Source organism: Gluconacetobacter diazotrophicus PA1 5 (assembly GCF_000021325.1).
Taxonomy (GTDB): Bacteria; Pseudomonadota; Alphaproteobacteria; order Acetobacterales; family Acetobacteraceae; genus Gluconacetobacter; species Gluconacetobacter diazotrophicus.
Map to the genome: position 1 here is coordinate 1,287,178 of NC_011365.1, position 19,774 is coordinate 1,306,951.

Sequence of the window (19,774 nt, forward strand, 5' to 3'; positions counted from 1 at the left end):
CATCCGGGCCCCCGGATGGTAGGCGGTTCAGCCCTGGCTGGGTCCCTTCTTCCGAAAGGCGGCAAGGCTGACCACTTGTGACGACGACTCTTCGGCCCGGGCTTCCGTATCCGCCGGGGCCGCGTCGGGCGCCTCGGCACCGTCCGGCTCCTCGTCCTCGGAGGCAAGCTCGGGCGGGGTGAAGCGCAGCGCGAGCCGGATATGCGGGTCGGCGAAGGCGGTGATGGCGTCGATGGGGATGACCAGGGTCGATCCGACGCCACCGAAGGACAGGCCGACCGATACGGTCCGCGAGGCCTCGTCCACCTTCAGGTCCCAGAACTGATGCTGCAGCACGATGGTGATCTCGTGCAGGTACTGGGCGCGCAGCCGGGCGGGCAGTTCCACCCCGGGCCAGTTGGTCAGATAGGTGATGTAGAAATGATGCCCCTCGGGCAGGCCCTCGCGCCCGACCAGTTCCAGGGCGCGCAGCATGACCGTGCGATACGCGTCCTCGATCCACGAATCATAGGGAAGGAGGCTGTCGGGAATCGCGGCGTCGAAGCCGATTTCCTCGTCGTTATCGTCGGACATGCGGGTCTCTCCGTACCGTCCGGTCGCCCTCGGTCGGGCAGCCGGACCCTGGTGGCCTTGCTGGATCGCGCCACGCCGTGCCACAGCACCAGCCATGCGTCAAACCGTGCCGGCGAACAAGAGGCGTGCCAGCAGACCAGCTTCACGAAGCGGGCATGCTACCAGCTTCGGGCGCCGGGGACGATCACTCTTCTCAGGCTGGCTTGAAAGCCGGTCTGCCGAGCGAGAGCGGCCCTAAGGGCCGCGCCCGGCGTGTGTTTTCGAGCACCGAAGCGGAGCGGCCTTGTCGGCCGTGAGCATCGGAGCGCAGGAAACGCGCGTCGGATCGCCAGCAGCGGGGCTTTTGAAACCGCCGCGGAGTGGGAGGGCTTCTGTTGCCCGGTGCCCTCCCGAACCGCGCTTGTCACTTATGCAGCGACAGCGAGCACCTCAGAGTTATCGTTGGCACTTGTGAGTTAGCCCGATAACGGCGGTACAATGCCGGGCAAAAGGCAGGTCTTTACCATGCGTGTCGAGCCTGTTTCGTCCCCATGCTCCCCTGCCCCGAAGGGGCGTCGCGGGGAGTGTCTGGTGGAGACGCCGGGTACTGCCCCCGGGTCCACTACACTTATTCCACGTGCCGTTTATCGCCATAGCCAAGGAGCAAGCCCCTCCGGCATCACGGGATATAGGGTCAGCGGCCGCTTTTGGCAAGCACCCCGCGCCGGCCCGGCGGTCGTCGCGGCGGTCGCGGCCCCCGCCGTTTCGTGTTATGCGCGCCGCTTGGCATACACCGATCGGCACAGCGACAGAGGCGGGGACGCAGCGATGTTTTCAACGGACCAGAAATCGGAAATCGACGCCGCCCGCGCCGCCTGGGCCGAGACGCGCCGCACGGTCGTGCCGGCGGCCGAGGAGGCGCTGTACGCGCCCGTCCCGGTGCTGGAGACCGGATTCGTGCGCCTGGTCGATTACATGGGCGGGGACGCCGCCATCGTGCAGGGGGCCCGTGTCTCCTACGGCAAGGGCACGCGCAGCACGTCCGACGACCGGGGGCTGATCCGCTACCTGATGCGCAACCGGCATACCAGCCCGTTCGAGCTGGCGGTGGCCAAGTTCCATGTCCGCGCGCCCATCTTCGTGACCCGGCAATGGTTCCGCCACCGCACCGCCAGCATCAACGAATATTCCGCGCGCTATTCGGTGCTGGAGAAGGAATTCTACTTCCCCCGCCCCGAGGACATCGCCCGCCAGTCCGCCAGCAACAAGCAGGGGCGCGGCGAGACCCTGCCCCCCGAGGCCGCGCAGCACGTGCTGGACCTGCTGCGCGAGGACGCGGGGCGGTGCTACGACCATTATCTGGAAATGCTGAACCAGGACGAGGCCGGGAACGTGATCGACCCCGACCGCCCGGTGGTGGCGCGCGAACTGGCGCGCATGACCCTGCCGGTGAACGTGATGACGCAGTTCTACTGGCAGATCAATCTGTGGAACCTGCTGCATTTCCTGCGCCTGCGGGCGGACGCGCACGCCCAGTACGAGATCCGTGCCTATGCCGACGCGATCCTGGGCCTGGTAGAACGCTGGGTGCCGCACACCTTCGAGGCCTTCCGCGACTACATGCAGGAAGCCGCCCTGCTGTCCGGCCCAGCGCTGCGCGCGCTGCGCGCGGTCCTGGCGGGGCAGGAGGTCGACCTTCAGGCCAGCGGCCTGTCGAAGCGCGAGGTGAGCGAACTGGTGGCCATGCTGCCGGAAATCGGCCCCCGTCTCCGTCCCTGACGGGCTATTCCGGCAGCAGGTTCGACGGGCCGCGTTCCAGCACCGTGACCGCATCGCCCACGGCGATGCGGCCGGGCCGCACGACGGCGGCGTTCTGGCCGAACATCACCCCGCCCTTCGCCCGCCGCAGCCGGCCCAGCGTGCGCAGCGGTTCGCGCGGGTCGGGCACCGAGGCCGTCGCCTGGTCGATGGTGGTGATGACGCAGCGCGAGCACGGCTTGACGATGCGCAGCAGCGCCGGCCCCACCGCGATCAGGCGCCATGTATCTTCGGCCCAGGCGGGCACGCCGGCCAGCACCAGGTTGGGCCGGAAACGGTCCATGGGCACCGGGGCGGGCAGTTCGGCATTCAGGGCGGCCAGCGATGCGCCGGTCGCCACCAGCACGGCGAAGCCGTCCGCGAACCCGACCGTGGACCCCGCGGGGGCATAGGCCGGATCGGCCGGCCGCGCCCCGGTATCATGCAGATAGGCCAGCCGGCACGGACGCCCCAATGCGGCGGTCAGCCACGCCGCCGCCCCGTCGCCGGCATCGACGGCCGGCACGCTGTCACGCCAGACCCGAACCGTTACCCGGCGGCCATCCGCCGGGGGAATCGCGACGTCCAGCCCGCCCTGCCCCGTACCCTGCCCCGTGCCTTCCCTGGGCAACGACAGGACCAGGCCGCCCGGCCGCCGCGTCACCGCGACCAGCGCCATGCGCGCGACCTGCCGCTGGGTCAGGAAACCGCCGTCGGGGTCGGTGACCAGCCAGCGCCGGTCGTCCTCCAGCCCGCAGGGACCCAGCCAGCCGTCCGGCACCGTCACCCCGCCCAGCGACTTGACGGAATAGACGTGCAGGGACGCGACGCGCACCCCGGAGGGATCGGCGCCCCCCTCCATCAGCGCCCCTGATCCATCACTGTCCGTGACGGGGTGCGGCCGGCTGCACGCCGAAATGGAAGATCGTCGTGTAATCGAACGTCTCGCCCGGGCGCAGCGTGGTGGTGGGGAAGGACGGATGGTTGGGCGAATCGGGATAATGCTCGGCCTCGAACGCGATCGCGTCGGTCTGGCGGTAGGCGCGATGCGACACCCCGGCATAGGCCCCATCCAGCGAGTTCGACGTATAGACCTGCAGGCCGGGCTGCGACGTCAGGACGTCCATCGTGCGGCCGGTCCGGGGGTCCACGATATGGGCGGCCGGACGGGGTGCGGCGCCGGCCGGGCCGTTGACGACCCAGTTATGGTCGTAGCCGCGCGCGAACATCAGTTGCGGATAGGAATCGCGCAGATGCACGCCGATCCGCATCGGCTTGCGGAAATCCAGCGGCGTGCCGGCCACCGGCGCAATGTCCCCGGTGGGAATCGCCGTCGGGTCGGTGGGGGTGAAGTGATCGGCGTTGATCTGCAGGATTTCATCCTCGATCGAGCCCGATCCCTCGCCGCCCAGGTTGAAGTAGCTGTGGTTGGTCAGGTTCAGCACCGTCGGCTTGTCGGTCGTCGCGCGATAATGCAGCGTCAGCCGGTCCTGGTCGTCCAGCGTGTAGGTCACGCTGACCTTCAGCGTGCCGGGGAAGCCCTGGTCCCCATCCGGGCTGGTCAGCGACAGCGTGGCGCTGGCCGAATGGGCGTCCGTGGCGGTGCCGTCGACGGTCCACAGATGCTTGTCGAAGCCCCTGGTGCCGCCATGCAGCGCATTCGGCGGCGCCGTCACGGGAACGTGATACGTCGCGCCGTCCAGGGTGAAGGTGCCGCGCGCGATCCGGTTGGCGTAGCGGCCGATCATGGCGCCGAAGAACAGGCCGCCCTGGGCGCTGTCCACCGTATAGCCCTGCAGGTCGGGAAAGCCGAGGACGATATCGTCGGTGTGGCCGGTCCGGTCGGGCGTGTCGATCGCGGTGATGATGCCACCATAGGTGATGAAGCGCACCGAGACACCATGGGCGTTGCGCAGGGTCAGAATCTCGACCGGCTTGCCGTCCGCCATCGTGCCGAAGCCGGCCCGGGCCAGCGCGACCGGGGCATCGGCCGCCCGGACGGGCGTGGCGGATGCCAGGGTAGCGGACACCAGGGCCGTGGCCGCCAGCAGCGACGTGGCAAGACGGGTCGGGGAGATTCTGAGCATTCTGTTCCTCTTGGCATTGTGGATTTTGCGCCACAGTGGACCAGAGTTCTCGTCGGAGGCAAGCGCCCGAATCCCCGTTGCGGGCCCGGACGGGGGGCGCCAGGTCGCGATAACGCATGACCGATCGGTCATGCGGCGGATTGCACAAGCCGCAACGCATGCTAGAGAGAACCCTTGCGGAAGACGCACGGGCAGTCCGCGACATCCATTGGCGTCCCGATGCGTTGGCCTTTCGGGAACGGCAGACCAGGGAAACGGATACGAGTATGCGCGCAATGACAGGATCGATCTTTTCACCGTCCCGGTCATCCGCCTCTGCCCGCCGTCCGCGCCTGGTCGCCCGCCTGATCGCCGGCCTGGGAGTATCCGGCCTGGTGCTGGCCACGCTGGCGGGCTGCGCGGCCCCGCCGCCCAAGGACCCGGACGAACTGGCCGAATATCGCGAGGCCAACGATCCGTATGAGTCGATGAACCGCAAGTTCTACGACATCACCATGAAGCTGGACAAATACTCCCTGCGTCCGGTCGCACAGGCGTATGTCTGGGCCGTGCCCTATCGCGTGCGGCAGTCGATGGGCAACATGTCCCAGACGATGAACGAGCCCGTGGTGTTCTTCACCGATGTCGGCGCCGGCAAGCCCCGCCGCGCGGGTGATGCCTTCGTGCGGTGGTGCATCAACATGGTCGCCGGCATCGGCGGGCTGATCGATGTCGCGAAATATGCCGGCTACCCCCATCACGACGACGATGCGGGGCTGACGCTGGCGACATGGGGCGTGCCGTCGGGCCCCTATCTGTTCCTGCCGATGATGGGCCCGTCCTCGTTCCGCGACGGGATCGGCTACGGCATCGATGTCGGCCTGTCGCCGTGGAACTATGTGCCCAGCGGCTACGGCCTGCTGACGTTCAACTGGGCCTACAACATCATGGGCATGATCAACGCCAGGGCCGACCATCTGGACGCGCTGGACCAGTTGCAGAAGGACGCGCTGGACCCCTACGCCACCATCCGCAGCGCCTATCAGCAGCAGCGCAAGGCCCTGGCCGACACCATCAGCCACGACCGCCGGGCCACCGTGCCCGACTGGTACAATTAAGAAGGAGACGCAGAGATGAAGACAGCCCTTACCCGTCGTCATGCGCTGGGTCTCGTTGCGTGGACCGGAGTGGCCGCCGCCCTTCCCGTCGCCGGGCCGGCGCGCGCCGCCGATGCGTCGGCCGCCAGCGCCCGCGCCTTCGTCAACGATTTCGGCCTCCGGTTGATCGCGATCGTCAATTCCAACCGCTCGCTGTCCGAAAAGAAGGTGGCCATCCTGCCGCTGCTGCAGGCGCATGTGGACATGGATGCGATCGGCCGGTACTGCCTGGGCCGCTACTGGCGCGTCGCCACGCCCGAACAGCAGTCCCGCTACCTGGCCCTGTTCCATCAGGTCCTGCTGAACGCCATCACCGACAAGATCGGCGATTATCGCGGCGTGACCTTCACCATCAACGGCACCTCGATGGTCGGCGCCGACCAGGCGGTGGATACCGTCATCAACCGCCCCGAACAGCCGGCCGCCAACACCCAGTGGATCGTCAGCAGCAGCAGCGGCCAGCCCAAGGTGGTGGATGTGGTGGGCGAAGGCACCAGCCTGCGCCTGACGCAGCGGCAGGATTATGCCTCGTTCATCGCGCGGCATAACGGCAGCGTGGACGCACTGCTGCACGCGCTGGACCATCAGGTGGCGGCCCACGCCAGCCCCTGAGAGTATCCGTTGTGATCGAGCCGCTTTCGGGCGGCTCCTGCCCTACCAGCGAAAGGTGGGGACGGTGGCGACGGGTGCCAGCCCTGCCGACGTGGCTTCGGCCCGGGCGAGGGCCATGTCGTCACCGATCATTTCCTGATGGATGCCGCCCAGGACCCAGCACCCGTCCACCCCGGCCCCCTTCGCCCCGCGCATGTCGGTGCCCAGCGCGTCGCCCACCGCCAGCACCCGCCCGCGCGGCAGGCCCAGCATCTCCAGCACCGGGGCGTAGATTTCGGGATAGGGCTTGCCGATCCAGCGGACGGCACATCCTTTCTGCGCATACAGGCTGGCCAGCAGCCCGGCACAGATCAGGCGCTGGCCGCCGCGAATGACCTCCATGTCCGGATTGGCGCAGACCATCTTCAGGCCGCGCGCGGCGCATTCGGCCAGGATGGGCAGGTAGGGCGCGGGATCGTTCTCGCCCCGGTCCTGATCCGGGCCGGTATTGAGGATGAAGTCGGCGTCGGCGGGGCTGTCCACCCGCTCCAGGTCCAGCCCCTCGAACAGGTTGTAATCCTTGGGCGCGCCAAGATGCAGCATGCGCCGCCCCAGACCGGCGAACCACGGGTCGGTCCGCGCGGACAGCAGGCCGCGCGTATATTCGCCGCTGGTCATCACCCCGTCATACAGGTCGTCCGCCACCCCCATGGCGCGCAGGCCCTCGCGCACCACATCGACCCGGCGCGGCGCGTTGGACAGCAGGATCACCCGCCGCCCCAGGTCGCGCAGGCGCGCCAGGCAATCGGCTGCGCCGGGATACGGGCTGACGCCGTCATGCACGACGCCCCACAGATCGACGATGAACCCGTCATACCGCCCGGCCAGCGGGGCGAAGCCGTCCAGGCTGTCCATCATGCGGTTCCCTTCGCATCCGCCAGGGTTTCGAACCCTTCGGCGTTGAGGACCCGCACGGTCTCGCGCTTCAGCCGGCGCACGATCCCCGGGCCTTCATAGGCAAACGCGCTGTAGAGCTGCACCAGGTCGGCCCCGGCGCGCACCCGGTCCACGATGTCGGCCCCGGTTTCGATCCCGCCGCAGGCCACCAGTGCCAGACGGCCGGCGGCGACCTGCGCGACCGCGCGGAAGATATCGGCCGCCAGCGGGCGCAACGGACGGCCCGACAGGCCGCCGGCCTCGCCCGCATGGGGGCTGCGCAGCCCGGCGGGGCGCGAGATGGTGGTATTGGTCACGATCAGCCCCTGCGCCCCGCCCGCGATCGCGGCCTCGACGATCGGGCCGATATCGTCGCGTGCCAGGTCGGGCGACAGCTTGACCAGCAGCGGCGGCCGGTCGGGATGGGCCTCGCCGATCGCCTGCAGCAGCGCGCCCAGGCGCGAGGCCTCCTGCAGGTCGCGCAGGCCCGGCGTGTTGGGCGACGACAGGTTCAGCACCACGTAATCGGCATAGTGCTTCACCCGCCCGACCAGGCGGGGATAATCGCGCTCGGGGTCCGCGCCGAACTTGTTGATGCCCAGATTGGCCCCGACCGGCACCCGCGCCCCAGCATGCCGGCCGGCGGGCGAGACCCGATGCAGTCGGGCCAGCCGCACCGCGAAGCGGTCGATCCCCTGGTTGTTGAAGCCCATGCGGTTGATGATCGCGCGGTCTTCGTCCAGGCGGAACAGGCGCGGGCGCGGGTTGCCGGGCTGCGGCCGGGGGGTCACGGTTCCGGCTTCGACAAAGCCGAAACCGATCCGGGCCAGCGGCCGGACCACCAGCGCGTTCTTGTCGAACCCGGCGGCGATGCCGATCGGATTGGGAAAGCGCAGGCCCAGCGCCCGCACCGCCAGCGCCGGATCGTCCTGGCCCGACCCGCTGCCGCCCCCCAGGCCGAGCAGGAGCGCGTTCAGGCCGAGGCGATGCGCGTCCTCGGGGTCCAGCCGCCGCACCAGCGGCATCAGCATGTTCGACATGATATCCATCATGGCTGGATTTTCTGCCGTACATCTCCGATCGAGGAAAGAGGCGCCGCGACGTCGGTCGGGCAGCGGATCAGGAAATAGGGGGGCACGCGCAGGTCGTGCCCGCCATTGAAGCTGGCCAGGCGGTTCCATTGCCCGAGCGTGCAATAGACATAGCCGTCATGGACGAAGATCCCGTCCGGCGACAGCACGCGCGGGTCGCGCACCACCGTATCGAACGTGCCGTCCGGATTGCGGCGGAAGATCGCGTCATGCTCGAAATTGGTCGTATAGATCCGGCCCTGCGGATCGGTGGCCAGGCCGTCGGCCACGCCCTTTTCGCCCAGATCGGCGACGGCGGCCGCCAGGTCGGCGTCGGTCTTCGAAAAATCCGAGAGCAGCGCGGTCGGCAGGCTGTAGAGCCGTCGGCTGGTCAGCGGGGAATAATATAATGTCGCGCTGTCCGGGCTGAGCGTGATGCCGTCCACCCCGCCGGAGACGAACGTGGGATGATGCGGATCGAACACCAGCGGCCGCCCCTCGACCACCGTCATGAAGCCCCGCTCGGCCTGCGTCGAGGGATGGGTGGCCAGGACGCGGCGCTGGCGGCCGGTGGCGAGATCGACCACCACCAGGGCCGGATGGGTCCCGAACGACGAATCGGTCACATAGGCCGTTCCCTGCGCCCCATGCGTCAGATCCACCCGCAAATCGTTCATGTGGCTGTCGGACAGCAGGGTCGGCGCGGTCAGCACGATGCTGGCGACGATGCGGTTGGTCGCCGGGTCGATCCCCACCACTTTCGCCGCGCCGGGCCGCAGGGGCTGGCCGGCCAGCTTGCCGTCATCGATCAGCCACAGCCGGCCGCGCGTGTCGGTGGTCATGCCATGCACCGACATCAGCCGGGCGGACGGCGCACGGGCGGACGGCAGGCTGGTCGCGGCGTCGGGATAGGGCACCAGCGCCCCGCCCTTCAGTTCCGCCAGCGTGGCGCCGGTGTGGTTGACGGCATGGCGGGGGAAACCGACGAACATGCGCCCGTCAGGGGTGATGGCGATCCCCGAGGGACCGGGATCGGCGAATTCGGCCACGATCTCGAACGATCCGGCCGAATTGAAGCCGTGATCGGTATTGGTGGCGAAACTGGCGGGCGGCGCGGCCCGCGCCGCACGACCGGCCAGGGCCAGCGCGCCGCTGCCCATCATGGCGCCGCCCAGCACGGCATGACCCAGGACGGATCGACGTTTCATGGCGTTTCCCCCGTATGCTTTCAGGCAAGTCTGCTTTCAGGCAGGGCGGCGGCGGGCCACCAGCAGCCAGATCAGGGCCAGCACGACCGCCAGGGCAGCCACCATGGCGGGAACGATATATGAGTCAACCCGCGCCAGCAGCGGCCTGGCCCCGCCGGCGCGGGACCGCGCCACGTCGGCCGCCGAGACATGGACCGACGGATCGCCGAACTGCGCCAGCACATAATTGCTGACATCGGCGACATCCTGATCCGACAGTTCATCGACATACGACCCGTGCGAGAAGCCGGGCATGTAGACATGCCGGCCGGCCACCGTCCGGTCCACGCCCTGCAGGATCGCGGCAATCAGATTGTCCGGCGTGCGGGCGCCGGTCGCGGTGTTGTGGAACAGTTGCGGGTAATATCCGTCCTGGCTGCCCTGGCCGGTCGGGCGATGGCAGGCTGCGCAGTCGCCGGCAAACAGGCGCGCGCCATGCGCCAGCGTGTCCGGCGCCGCGCCACGGACCAGGGCGTCACTGTCCGACGCCGCGCCGTACGCGTCGCGCGCCTTGCGGTCGGCCGTATCCCGAATGGCCGGGACCTGGCGCACATAGGCGACGATCGCCTTCAGGTCCGCGTCGTCGAGATACTGGAAACTGTGCTCGATCGCCTCGGCCATCGGACCGGCGGCCTGCGCCTTGCCCGGCACGTCGCCGGTCTTGAGGTAGCGGTACAGTTCGTCGGCGCTCCAGGTGCCGATACCGCTGACGGGGTCGGGGGTGATGTTCGGCGCGACCCATGAGCCCAGGGCGGCACCGCCCAGGTTCCTGTCGCCGATTTCCGCCATCGTCACGTTGCGCGGCGTATGGCAGGTATCGCAATGCGCCAGCGCGACCGCCAGGTAGGCACCGCGATTGACTTCGGCGGATCTGGCGGGATCGGGGGTGAAGCGCGTCCGGTCCAGATACAGCATGTTCCAGCCCCACAGGGACAGGCGCACGTTGAACGGGAACGGCAGCTTCGTCTGCGGCGCCACCGCGTCGACCGGCTGTACCGCCTGGGTGAAATAGGCGTACAGCGCGTGGATGTCGGCGTCCGTCATCCTGGCATAGGACGTATACGGCATGGCCGGATACAGGTGCGCCCCGTCGGCCCGGACGCCGTCACGCACCGCGGCGGCGAACTGGGCCTCGGAATATCCGCCGATGCCCCCGTGCCGGGACGGGGTGATGTTCGAGGAATAGATCGTGCCCAGCGGGGAAGCGATGCCGTATCCCCCCGCGAACGGCCGGCCGCCATTCGGGGCGGTATGACAGGCCACACAATCGGCGGCGGTGGCCAGATAGCGGCCGCGCGCCACCAGGCCGGCCCCGGAATCGCCCCCGTCCTGCGCCAGCGCGGTACCGCCGAACGATACGAGGACCAGGGCGGCGGCGCGCGCCGTCCTGCCGATCATGCCCGTCCCCCCTGGAGGTCGGCCCGCATGGCGTCGGCGGCCTTGAGGCCCAGCGCCACCATGCTCAGCGTCGTGTTGACGACGCTGGCCGACGGCATCGCGCCGCCGCCCGGCAGCCACAGATTCGGATGGTCATGGGCACGGCAGTCACCGTCCACCACCGAATCCTTCGGGTCGCGGCCCATGATCGCGCCACCCATGATGTGGTTGTTGGCATTGAACGAGGTGGTGATCCGCAATTCGCTGCCGCCCAGCAGGGCGGCCACCTGCCGAATCTGGTCGGCGGCGGCCACGGCGCCTTTGCGCACATACTCGCCGACATCGTAATGGATGTCCGGGCACGCCAGTCCCAGCGGGTCGCGCCGGGTGCGGCTCAGGGTCAGGCGGTTGTTCGGATCGGGCAAGGGCTCCAGGCTGACCGACAGGTCCACGCCGCGCGCCGCCCGGCGACGGATTTCGTCGTCCAGCGCCTGGCCGACCAGGCCCAGGGCCAGGGCCTGCTGCGTGGCGGGCGCGACGCGGCTGATATTGTTCAGGATCATCTTGTTGGCGGAATAGGTGCTGCGGAAGCCGCCATCACGCGGGCCGACGATGCAACTGCTCTGCGCCGGGCCGCGGCCGAACCAGAGCGGCTCGTTCGCCAGGAACGTCGCATGCACGCCCGAATGGTCCATCATGTTGCGCCCGACCTGGTCGGACGAATTGGCGATGCCTTTGGGGTTGCGCGCATTGGCCGCCAGCAGCAGCAGGCGCGGCGTTTCGATGCCGTTGCAGGCCAGGACGAACATGCGCCCCGATGCCTTGTGCGACGTCCGCTCCGCATCGTACCAGTGAATGGCGGTGATACGGTTCGCCTCGTCGGTGTCGATCCGGTAGGCGACGGCCTGGTCCAGCACGACCGCGCCGGCATCTTCCGCCTTCACCACGTGCTGGATGCCGTTATACATCGCCCCGATGGGGCAGATCGGCTGGCAGTTATTGTTGCCGCAGCATGACGGACGATCCTCGAACGGCTGGATGCTGCGTCCCTGCGGGATCGGTACCAGATGGAACCCGTGCGGGTTGACCAGTTCGGCGACGCGGCGATCGGCATAGCCGAACGGAATCATGTCGCGCGGATAGGGGCGACTGCGTTCGCGCGGGGACTGCAGGTCCGGGTCGTGCGGGCCGGAAACGCCCATCGCCTCTTCCGCGCGGCAGTAATAGGGTTCCAGGTCGTCGTAGGAAATCGCCCAGTCGCGACCCACGCCGTACCGGGTCTTCATCTGGAAGTCGACCGGCAGGTGGCGCCAGCACGACGCCGCCCAGTGCCACGTGGTGCCGCCGACGGTGCGCAGATATCCCTGCTGGAACGCCGACCCGTCCGGGCCGCTGAGCCCGACATAGTCGTTGGCCGGGAAATAGAGCGGGGCCGGGGCCAGCGGCGCCTGGGGATACAGGCCCTGGAAATCGGATTGGACCCGGTTGTGGAACGACATGTTCCGCCAGTTCTCGACGATGTCCGATCGCTTCAGCCGCAGGCCGGCCTCCAGCACCAGGACCGAATGCCCGGCGGCGGCCATCTGGTGGGCGATCATCGCCCCGACGACGCCGGAGCCCACGATCACGACATCGGCCGTCACGTCACCGGAACTGGAAAAGACGGGGTGCGCCACGGATCAATGCTCCTTTGCCGGGGGCTTGGTCGGAAGAATCCTGGATTGCGCCGGGGGTTTGGCTTCGACGCCGACCGGCGGCGGGGCCGGCGCGGGTACCGGAACGGGCGACAGGACCGCCACGCCCAGCGCGGGCGGCACTTCCGTCCACCAGCCCGGTGTGCCGAAGCAGTAGGTCGGCACCGGCAGCGCATCGTCCGTGGGGCGGTACATCAGCGCGTCCCGGTAGGCGACCATGGGCGCGTTGGTCCTGTCCTGCACCGAACCGGTGTACCAGGCCGCGACCAGGTCCAGCATCGTCTGGCGCTGGTTCGCCTCCTCGGCGCGGGCCAGGATTTCCTCGGGCTTGCCCCCGGCGACGGCCAGGCGCGACAGGGCGGCGATCCGTGCGCCGTAATTCGGAAAGGTCCGGACCATTGCCGCGAAAAGCCGGGTCCCGATCAGGGGATTCAGGTCCTGCCGTCCGGTCACCGCCCGGGACACCGCCAGGAACCGCGCCTCGTCCGGGCTCAGCGTCAGGGCGACGGCACGGCCGGGAACCAATGCCCCGGGCGCCAGGGCGGAGGCACCGGCCACGGCCCCCGCCGCCATCAGCGCCCGCCGGCTGACGCCCGGCGCGGCGTCGATCGTCTTCGCCCCCGTCGGTAAGGGATCGCTCATTGTCTCTTCACTCCAACACGGGCGCGTCATCCCACGCCCCTGCACGCGAACCCTGCCGTTCGCGCCTTGGGATATTCCAATCCGGCGTTCAGCCGGCGTCGTGCCCGGTCCAGACGGCCATGCCGGCCTCGGCCGCCTGTTCGTCCTGCGGGTTGGACCCGCCGCTGACGCCGATCGCGCCGATCACCCGTCCATCTTCGATGATCGGAATGCCGCCGGCCGCCGGCATGGCGTCCGGCAGCGCCAGCACCGCCATCCTGCCGCCCGCCAGCGCCTGCTCGAACGACGCGGAAGGGCGTTTGTAGAGCACCGCGCTGCGCGCCTTGCGTTCCGCCAGCGCCAGGCTGGCCAACTGGCTACCCTCCATCCGTTCGACCAGGATCGGGAAACCGCCCGCATCGACGATCGTCACCGCGACGCTGGTATGGTTTTCCACCGCGCGGCGTTCGGCGGCACGGGCCATGGCCCGCGCCTGGTCAAGGGTGGGCGCTACATCGGGGGCGCTGGACGGGGCAGCAACGAGGCGGCTCATCGGCAGGACCGTAAAGATGCCGGCCAGGAACGATATTAAAAAAAGCTTTCTTTTCATCACGCACTTTCGATCGCGACATCCTGAAGAACGAACGGTCCGCCCTGATGCCGGACCGTTCGCAGGCTCGATCAGTTCAGCGGCAGGCCGGTGACCACGTCCCCACGCGGCAGCGCCTTGCGCACGCGGGCCACGTCCGCTTCCGTCACAGGCGCCGCGTCGTTGCCCCACGCCTTGCGAATGAAGCTGACGACATCGGCCACTTTCCGGTCCGACAGGCGGTCGGCGAAACCCGGCATCACGAAGGAAGACGGCGCGGCATGCGTGGCGCGCAGCGTATCGCCCGTCAGCACGATATGGATCAGCGAGTCCGGCGCATGGCCCATCACCACCGGGTTGCCCGCCAGCGGCGGGAACACGGTCGGATAGCCGTGCCCATCGGTGCGATGGCAGGCGGCGCAGCGATCGACGTAGGTCCGGGCCCCCGGGGCCGATACGTCGCCCGCATGCAGCGCGTTCGCCAGCGCCGCGTCATAGACCCATGGCGCCTGCGTCGTGTCGTCGGGCGGCAGCGTCTTGAGGAAGCGCGCAATAGCATGCAGGTCGGCATCGGTCAGATGCTGCGTGCCGTGTCCGACCGCGTCCGACATGCCGCCGAAGGCCGATCCCGCCTGGATGCGGCCGGTCCTGAGGAAAGCGACGATGTCGTCTTCCGACCAGCGGCCCAACCCGGTGCGGTTCTCGCCGCGCAGGCTGGTCGGAACCCAGCCGTCGATGGCCCCGCCGCCGCCCAGGAAGCGCGTGCCGTCCTGGGCCGTCAGGGCGACTTCCTGCATCGTCACGGCGCGCTGGGTGTGACAGGCGCCGCAATGCCCGGGCCCTTCGACCAGGTAGGCGCCACGCGCCACCACCGGATCGGAAAAGGCCCGGCCGGAACTGGCCTGCGCGTCCCTGACCGAGGGCGCGAACAGCGCGCGCCAGAAGATCAGGGGCCAGCGCATGGACATCGGCCAGGGGATGGTGCCGGGCCGGTTCGGCTGGGCGACCGGCGCCACGCCATGCATGAAATAGACGTACAGCGCATGGATGTCGGCATCCGACATCCGCGCGTACGAGGGATAGGGCATGGCCGGATACAGCATCGCCCCGTCGCGGCGCACGCCTTCGCGCACCGCGCGGGCGAATTCGGCCTCGGTATACGCACCGATGCCGTGCCCCGCGTCGGGCGTGATGTTGGGGGCGTAGAGCGTGCCCATTGCCAGCGCGAAGGGCAGGCCACCCGCGAACGGCTTGCCGCCCGGTGCCGTATGGCACGCCACGCAGTCCGAGGCGCGCGCCATATATGCGCCCTGCGCGACCAGCGCCGCCTCGGTACCGGCCTGGACCTGGGCCCGGGCGGGGGTGGCGGCAACCGGGAACGCCAACGCCGCCAGGCCGCCGAACAGGGCCGCCAGGCCGGCCCGCTTACGATACCCCATCAGATCTGCACCAGCGGGCCGGGGTTCTTCAGGTAGGTCGTGCGGATATGATACGCCGACCAGTAGGCCAGGGCCGCCACCATGCCCGTGGGGTTGTAGCCCGTTCCCTGCGGGAAGGCGTTGGCGCCGATGACGAACACGTTGGACACGTCCCAGCTTTGCAGATAGCGGTTCAGCGCGCTGGTCTTCGGGTCGGCGCCCATGACGGCGCCACCGGCCAGGTGCGTCGTCTGGTAATAGCGCGTGTCGAAATGCTCGTCCGGCTGCCGCTGGCCGAAATGCACGTCGCGCGCGCCCATCGCCCGGGTCACCTTGGCAATCTGGCCGACGACGTACCGGTTCATGCGGATGTCATTGTCCTTCCAGTCGAAGGTCATGCGCAGCAGGGGCAGGCCGTACGCGTCCTTCCATGTCGGGTCCAGGTCCAGATACACGTCGCGATAGGCCATGTTGGACCCGTGCGCATCCATGCGGACCGAATGCCGGTAGGTATCGACCATGGCCTTCTTCCACGCCGACCCCCAACGTGGCGTGCCCGGCGGACCGCCACTTTTGGCGGCGGCGATGGCCTTGATGCCGGCCTGGTTCACCCACACGGGCGACCCGCCGACGAAGCCCAGCGGCCCGTGGTCGAAATTCTCGCTGTTGAAATCGTCGAAGGCGACGCCGCCGCCGCCGGTTCCGATAAACTGTTTGGTATAAACCGATTTGTCGAGCCACGCCGTGGTGGTGGTGACGTTCTGGTAGACGAAATTGCGCCCCACCACGCCCTCGTTCGCCACCGGGTCGTAGGGCTTGCCGATCCCCGACAGCAGCATCAGATGCACGTTGTGGAACTGGAACGCCGCGACGACGACCAGGTCGGCGGGCTGGAACACCGTATCGCCATTGCTGTCCAGGTAGGTGACGCCCGTCGCCTGCTTTTTGGTACTGTCGAGCTCGACACGCAGGACGTGCGCGCGGTCGCGCAACTGGAATTTCGGATCGGTGCGCAGCACCGGCAGGATATTCACGTTCGGCGAGGCCTTCGAATACATGTAGCAGGCATAGCCGCTGCAATATCCGCAGAAATTGCACGGCCCCATCTGCACGCCGTACGAATTGGTATATTGCGCCGAGGCATTCGCCGCCGGCATCGCATAAGGATGGAACCCGACTTCCGCTGCCGCGCGGCGGAACAGGCTGGCGCCATACACGTCCTTCAGCGCCGGCAGCGGGAAATGGTCGGAACGCGACGGCGCGAAGACATTCCCCTTGCCGACGACCTGCCCGTTGACGGTATAGGCCTCGCCCGACGTGCCGAAGACTTTCTCGGCCTTGTCGAAGAACGGTTCCAGTTCGTCATAGGTGACGCCGTAATCCTGAAGGTTCATGCCTTCGGGGATGAATTTCTCGCCGTATTTTTCCTTGACCTTGCTGCGCAGGATCAGGTCGTCCGGCGGCATGCGGAAATGCACGCCCGACCAGTGCAGGCCGGCGCCCCCGACCCCCTCGCCCGGCAGGAACGCGGCCATCTGACGATAAGGCAGTGCGGTCTGGCTGGAATTGTTGCGGATCGTCACCGAGCTGCGGGAGAGATCCTGGAAGATCTTGTGACGGAAATTGCCCTGCAGTTCGTCGATCGAACCGGGATAGGCGCCGTCGCTGGCCGTGCTGCGGTCGGCGCCGCGTTCCAGCATGACGACATTCAGTCCGGCCTCGGTCAGTTCCTTGGCCATGATCGACCCGGCCCAACCACCGCCGACCACCACCGCATCGACGGATTTCATCGTGATATTCGCCATGTCAGGCCGTCTCGCCGGAAATCGAGACGGTGCCGAGCGGATATTCCTTCCCGTACTGGTCGACCCAGTCCATGAAATCGGCGCGGGCACCGGGGAAGCCGATCGTCGTCCAGCCGCCCAGCCCCTTGTTTCCACCGTGAATGGGGTCGGAGAACGCCCCTTCCATGGTATTGTTCAGAAGCTGCGCGAAGAAGACGCTGGCCGGCAGGTCACCGAACCGCACGTCGCCTGTCTCGAACCCCTGCAGGATGACATCGCGCGTCGCGGCATCCAGCGCATGGAACGACTGACCGTATTTCGCCTTCACGAACGCTTCGGCCCCGGCGATGCCCTTGCGGTAGATGTCGCGGGGGGTGAAGGGAAGCTGGTACCCCAGATTGTCCGGTCCGGACACGAACGGTGCCTGCATGTACCACAGCTTTCCGTAGGCATACGGTGTTTCCATCTGGCGGTCGATGAATTCCGGCACCCCCAGGGCGATCGCCCCGGGACCGACCGCGTCCTCGGGGATCAGGCGGTCACAGGCCGCATGCAGGAATGCCCATTCCGGTTGCGAAAAAAATCCGGGCGTATAGGACGACCGTTCGGTCGAACGGGCGGCACGTGCGGGAAGCGTGGCCGAACCCAGTGCCGCAGCACCGGCCAGACCCTGCATGAACGTCCTGCGGGACGGATCGGACGAGGGAAGTGTCATGACATCACGAAGCTCCGGGGAACACCGGGGGGGGCAAAAAACGATCTATTCTTGTTTTGAACTGCGGTTATGTCCGCTTATCCACTTGACCTAGATCAGAACTCGCACCGCTGGCAACCCCGCCCGTCCGTGCCGATCCGGCGCCGTGCAAACCGGAACCCGCACGTTTCACGCCTGTCCACACGGGAATCCATCCCCGCCCGGTTCCGGCGAAACTTCATAATCCATCATCATAATCCCGATCTTCCCCGGCCGCCGCCGTGACGGATCACCCGCCGCCCGGCCCGCGCGAAGCAGGACGGTTCCCCGCCGATTATCACGCAATTGTTATGAAGATCTGTCGCAGTTCCGCGACAGTCTTCCTTACGGCCTGTAGAGTAGATTTAAATTGTATTTTAAACGTCCGGGGCAAGTTTAATACAACATTATCAATATATTCCCGTTCCAGGCACGTCTGACGCCCTTTTATCCTTGGGCGTAATCGCACATGGAGGCCAGAAGCCGCCCGGTTACGACGGATACTCTCAGGCGCCGGCCACTCCGTCGCCCACCATCTCGATCGGCCGGACCAGGCGGTCGAACGTCGCCGCGTCCACCACGCCGGACCGCAATGCCGCCTCCCGGAGCGAGATGTCATGCTCCATGGCGTCATGGGCGATGGCGGATGCCCGGTCATAGCCGATCGCGGGGGTAAGCGCCGTCACCAGCATCACCGACCCTTCGACATAGCGACGGATGCGTTCGGCGTTCAGGGTCGTGCCCTCGACCGAGAAAGTCCGGAACGACCGGCATCCGTCGGCCATGATCCGCACCGCGTGCAGTACGTTCGCGATCACCACCGGCCGCATGACGTTCAATTCGAACTGGCCCTGGCTGCCGGCGAAGGCAACCGCCGTGTCGTTGCCCATGATCTGGGTGCAGATCATGACCATGGCCTCGCACTGGGTCGGGTTGACCTTGCCGGGCATGATCGACGATCCGGGCTCGTTCGCGGGCAGGTGCAGTTCCGCCAGGCCGCATCGCGGCCCCGAACCCAGCCAGCGCATGTCGTTGGCGATCTTCATCATCACCACGGCGGCCCCCCGTATCGCGGCCGAGACGCGCACCATCGCGTCCAGCCCCGCCAGGGCCGCGAACTTGTTCGGCGCGGTCACGAACGGCGCCCCGGTCAATTCAGCCAGACGTGCCGCGATCGCCCGGCCGAACCCGGCGGGGGCGTTCAGGCCGGTTCCCACCGCCGTTCCGCCCGCCGCCAGTTCCAGCGCCCCTTCCCGCGCCATCCCGATCGTCCGCATCGCATCGCGTATCTGATGCGCCCATCCCGACCATTCCTGGCCCACGGTCAGCGGCACCGCATCCTGGAGGTGCGTCCGGCCGATCTTCACCACGTCATGCCACTGGCGCGCACGCGTTTCGATCACATCGGCCAGTGCCTGCAGTTCCGGCAGCAGGCGCGCATCCACCATCCGCACCGTCGCGACATGCATGGCGGTGGGAAACGTGTCGTTGCTGGATTGCCCCATATTGACGTCGTCATTGGGATGTATCGGGTCCTGGCTGCCCGGACGGCCGCCCAGAAGCTGGATGGCGCGGTTGGCGATGACCTCGTTGACGTTCATGTTGGTCTGGGTGCCCGAACCGGTCTGCCAGACGAAAAGCGGGAAATGATCGTCCAGTTTCCCGTCCACGACTTCTTCCGCCGCCTGGATGATGGCAGCCGCCTTCCAGTCCGGCAGCCGCCCGTCGGCCAGGTTCACCAGGGCCGCCGCCTTCTTTACCAGACCATAGGCACGGCATAGTTCCAGCGGCATCCGGTCGGTGCCGATCGAAAAATGCACCAGGCTGCGCTGGGTCTGTGCACCCCAGTACCGATCGGCCGGAACCTGGATGTCACCCAGCGCGTCGTGCTCGCGCCGTTCGCCCTGCGCGGTCAGGCCTATGGGCAGGTCGGATTGCAGTCGGGTTTCCGGCATCGTGTGGTCCTCCCGGGTCGTCTTTGCCTTTGTCTTCCGAAACAGAAGGAAAAAGGCCTTTATTCACCAAGGGACGTTACATGTCCCACCACCGCAATCCTCAACGAATCAGACGTTTTTCGGTTCTTTTTTCCAGCAGGAACAAAAAAGGCGGCCCGTCACAGACGGGCCGCCCTTTCAAATCGAC

17 protein-coding genes and 1 other RNA gene are annotated in these 19,774 nt (G+C 67.7%); 3 read left to right on the forward strand and 15 right to left on the reverse strand.

What is annotated here, in order from left to right; all coding sequences use genetic code 11:
- Positions 1–27: 27 nt before the first annotated feature.
- Both GDIA_RS05725 and ssrA read right to left on the reverse strand, forming a co-directional pair.
- Positions 28–573: an SspB family protein gene (locus tag GDIA_RS05725; RefSeq protein ID WP_012553619.1), complete on the reverse strand. Its 546-nt coding sequence runs from the start codon at positions 571–573 to the stop codon at positions 28–30.
- Between the two features lie 358 nt (positions 574–931).
- Positions 932–1,270, reverse strand: a transfer-messenger RNA (tmRNA) gene (gene ssrA, locus GDIA_RS18445).
- Positions 1,271–1,380: 110 nt separating this feature from the next.
- On the opposite strand from ssrA, the gene thyX reads away from it, so the two are divergent.
- Entirely contained in the window at positions 1,381–2,331 is a 951-nt protein-coding gene (gene thyX, locus GDIA_RS05730; RefSeq protein WP_012223650.1) for an FAD-dependent thymidylate synthase, read from the forward strand.
- Positions 2,332–2,335: 4 nt separating this feature from the next.
- On the opposite strand, the gene GDIA_RS05735 is transcribed toward thyX, so the two are convergent.
- Positions 2,336–3,211 carry an MOSC domain-containing protein gene (locus tag GDIA_RS05735; protein ID WP_012223649.1) on the reverse strand — a complete coding sequence of 292 codons (876 nt, stop codon included), beginning with the start codon at positions 3,209–3,211 and terminating at the stop codon, positions 2,336–2,338.
- A gap of 16 nt (positions 3,212–3,227) precedes the next feature.
- Entirely contained in the window at positions 3,228–4,436 is a 1,209-nt protein-coding gene (locus GDIA_RS05740; protein ID WP_012223648.1) for an aldose epimerase family protein, read from the reverse strand.
- A 275-nt stretch (positions 4,437–4,711) separates the two neighbouring features.
- On the opposite strand from GDIA_RS05740, the gene GDIA_RS05745 reads away from it, so the two are divergent.
- Both GDIA_RS05745 and GDIA_RS05750 read left to right on the forward strand, forming a co-directional pair.
- Positions 4,712–5,533, forward strand: coding sequence for an MlaA family lipoprotein (locus tag GDIA_RS05745; protein WP_012553620.1), 822 nt, complete (start codon positions 4,712–4,714; stop codon positions 5,531–5,533).
- 15 nt (positions 5,534–5,548) lie between these two features.
- Positions 5,549–6,184 (forward strand): MlaC/ttg2D family ABC transporter substrate-binding protein, encoded by a 636-nt coding sequence (locus GDIA_RS05750; RefSeq protein WP_012553621.1) that lies wholly within the window; start codon positions 5,549–5,551, stop codon positions 6,182–6,184.
- A 42-nt stretch (positions 6,185–6,226) separates the two neighbouring features.
- On the opposite strand, the gene GDIA_RS05755 is transcribed toward GDIA_RS05750, so the two are convergent.
- The 11 genes from GDIA_RS05755 to fumC all read right to left on the reverse strand — a co-directional run bounded on the left by GDIA_RS05755 (position 6,227) and on the right by fumC (position 19,587).
- Positions 6,227–7,081 (reverse strand): TIGR01459 family HAD-type hydrolase, encoded by an 855-nt coding sequence (locus GDIA_RS05755; RefSeq protein WP_012553622.1) that lies wholly within the window; start codon positions 7,079–7,081, stop codon positions 6,227–6,229.
- Entirely contained in the window at positions 7,078–8,148 is a 1,071-nt protein-coding gene (locus GDIA_RS05760) for a quinone-dependent dihydroorotate dehydrogenase (protein WP_173363396.1), read from the reverse strand. Before GDIA_RS05760 ends, GDIA_RS05755 begins: the two co-directional genes overlap by 4 nt.
- Entirely contained in the window at positions 8,148–9,377 is a 1,230-nt protein-coding gene (locus GDIA_RS05765; protein WP_012223643.1) for an L-dopachrome tautomerase-related protein, read from the reverse strand. Before GDIA_RS05765 ends, GDIA_RS05760 begins: the two co-directional genes overlap by 1 nt.
- A 36-nt stretch (positions 9,378–9,413) precedes the next feature.
- On the reverse strand, positions 9,414–10,814 hold the full coding sequence (locus tag GDIA_RS05770; protein WP_012223642.1) for a c-type cytochrome: 1,401 nt from the start codon (positions 10,812–10,814) through the stop codon (positions 9,414–9,416).
- Positions 10,811–12,469: a GMC family oxidoreductase gene (locus tag GDIA_RS05775; RefSeq protein WP_012223641.1), complete on the reverse strand. Its 1,659-nt coding sequence runs from the start codon at positions 12,467–12,469 to the stop codon at positions 10,811–10,813. Before GDIA_RS05775 ends, GDIA_RS05770 begins: the two co-directional genes overlap by 4 nt.
- Before the next feature lie 3 nt (positions 12,470–12,472).
- Entirely contained in the window at positions 12,473–13,129 is a 657-nt protein-coding gene (locus GDIA_RS05780) for a sugar dehydrogenase complex small subunit (RefSeq protein WP_012553623.1), read from the reverse strand.
- Between the two features lie 88 nt (positions 13,130–13,217).
- On the reverse strand, positions 13,218–13,718 hold the full coding sequence (locus GDIA_RS05785; RefSeq protein ID WP_012223639.1) for a GlcG/HbpS family heme-binding protein: 501 nt from the start codon (positions 13,716–13,718) through the stop codon (positions 13,218–13,220).
- Between the two features lie 71 nt (positions 13,719–13,789).
- Positions 13,790–15,136 (reverse strand): cytochrome c, encoded by a 1,347-nt coding sequence (locus GDIA_RS05790; RefSeq protein ID WP_012553624.1) that lies wholly within the window; start codon positions 15,134–15,136, stop codon positions 13,790–13,792.
- Positions 15,136–16,920: a GMC family oxidoreductase gene (locus GDIA_RS05795; protein WP_012223637.1), complete on the reverse strand. Its 1,785-nt coding sequence runs from the start codon at positions 16,918–16,920 to the stop codon at positions 15,136–15,138. The genes GDIA_RS05790 and GDIA_RS05795 overlap by 1 nt, the downstream gene beginning before the upstream one ends.
- Position 16,921: 1 nt before the next feature.
- Positions 16,922–17,575, reverse strand: a complete 654-nt coding sequence (locus tag GDIA_RS05800) for a gluconate 2-dehydrogenase subunit 3 family protein (protein ID WP_012223636.1) — start codon at positions 17,573–17,575, stop codon at positions 16,922–16,924.
- Between the two features lie 563 nt (positions 17,576–18,138).
- Positions 18,139–19,587 carry a class II fumarate hydratase gene (gene fumC / locus GDIA_RS05805; protein ID WP_012223634.1) on the reverse strand — a complete coding sequence of 483 codons (1,449 nt, stop codon included), beginning with the start codon at positions 19,585–19,587 and terminating at the stop codon, positions 18,139–18,141.
- Between the last annotated feature and the right edge of the window lie 187 nt (positions 19,588–19,774).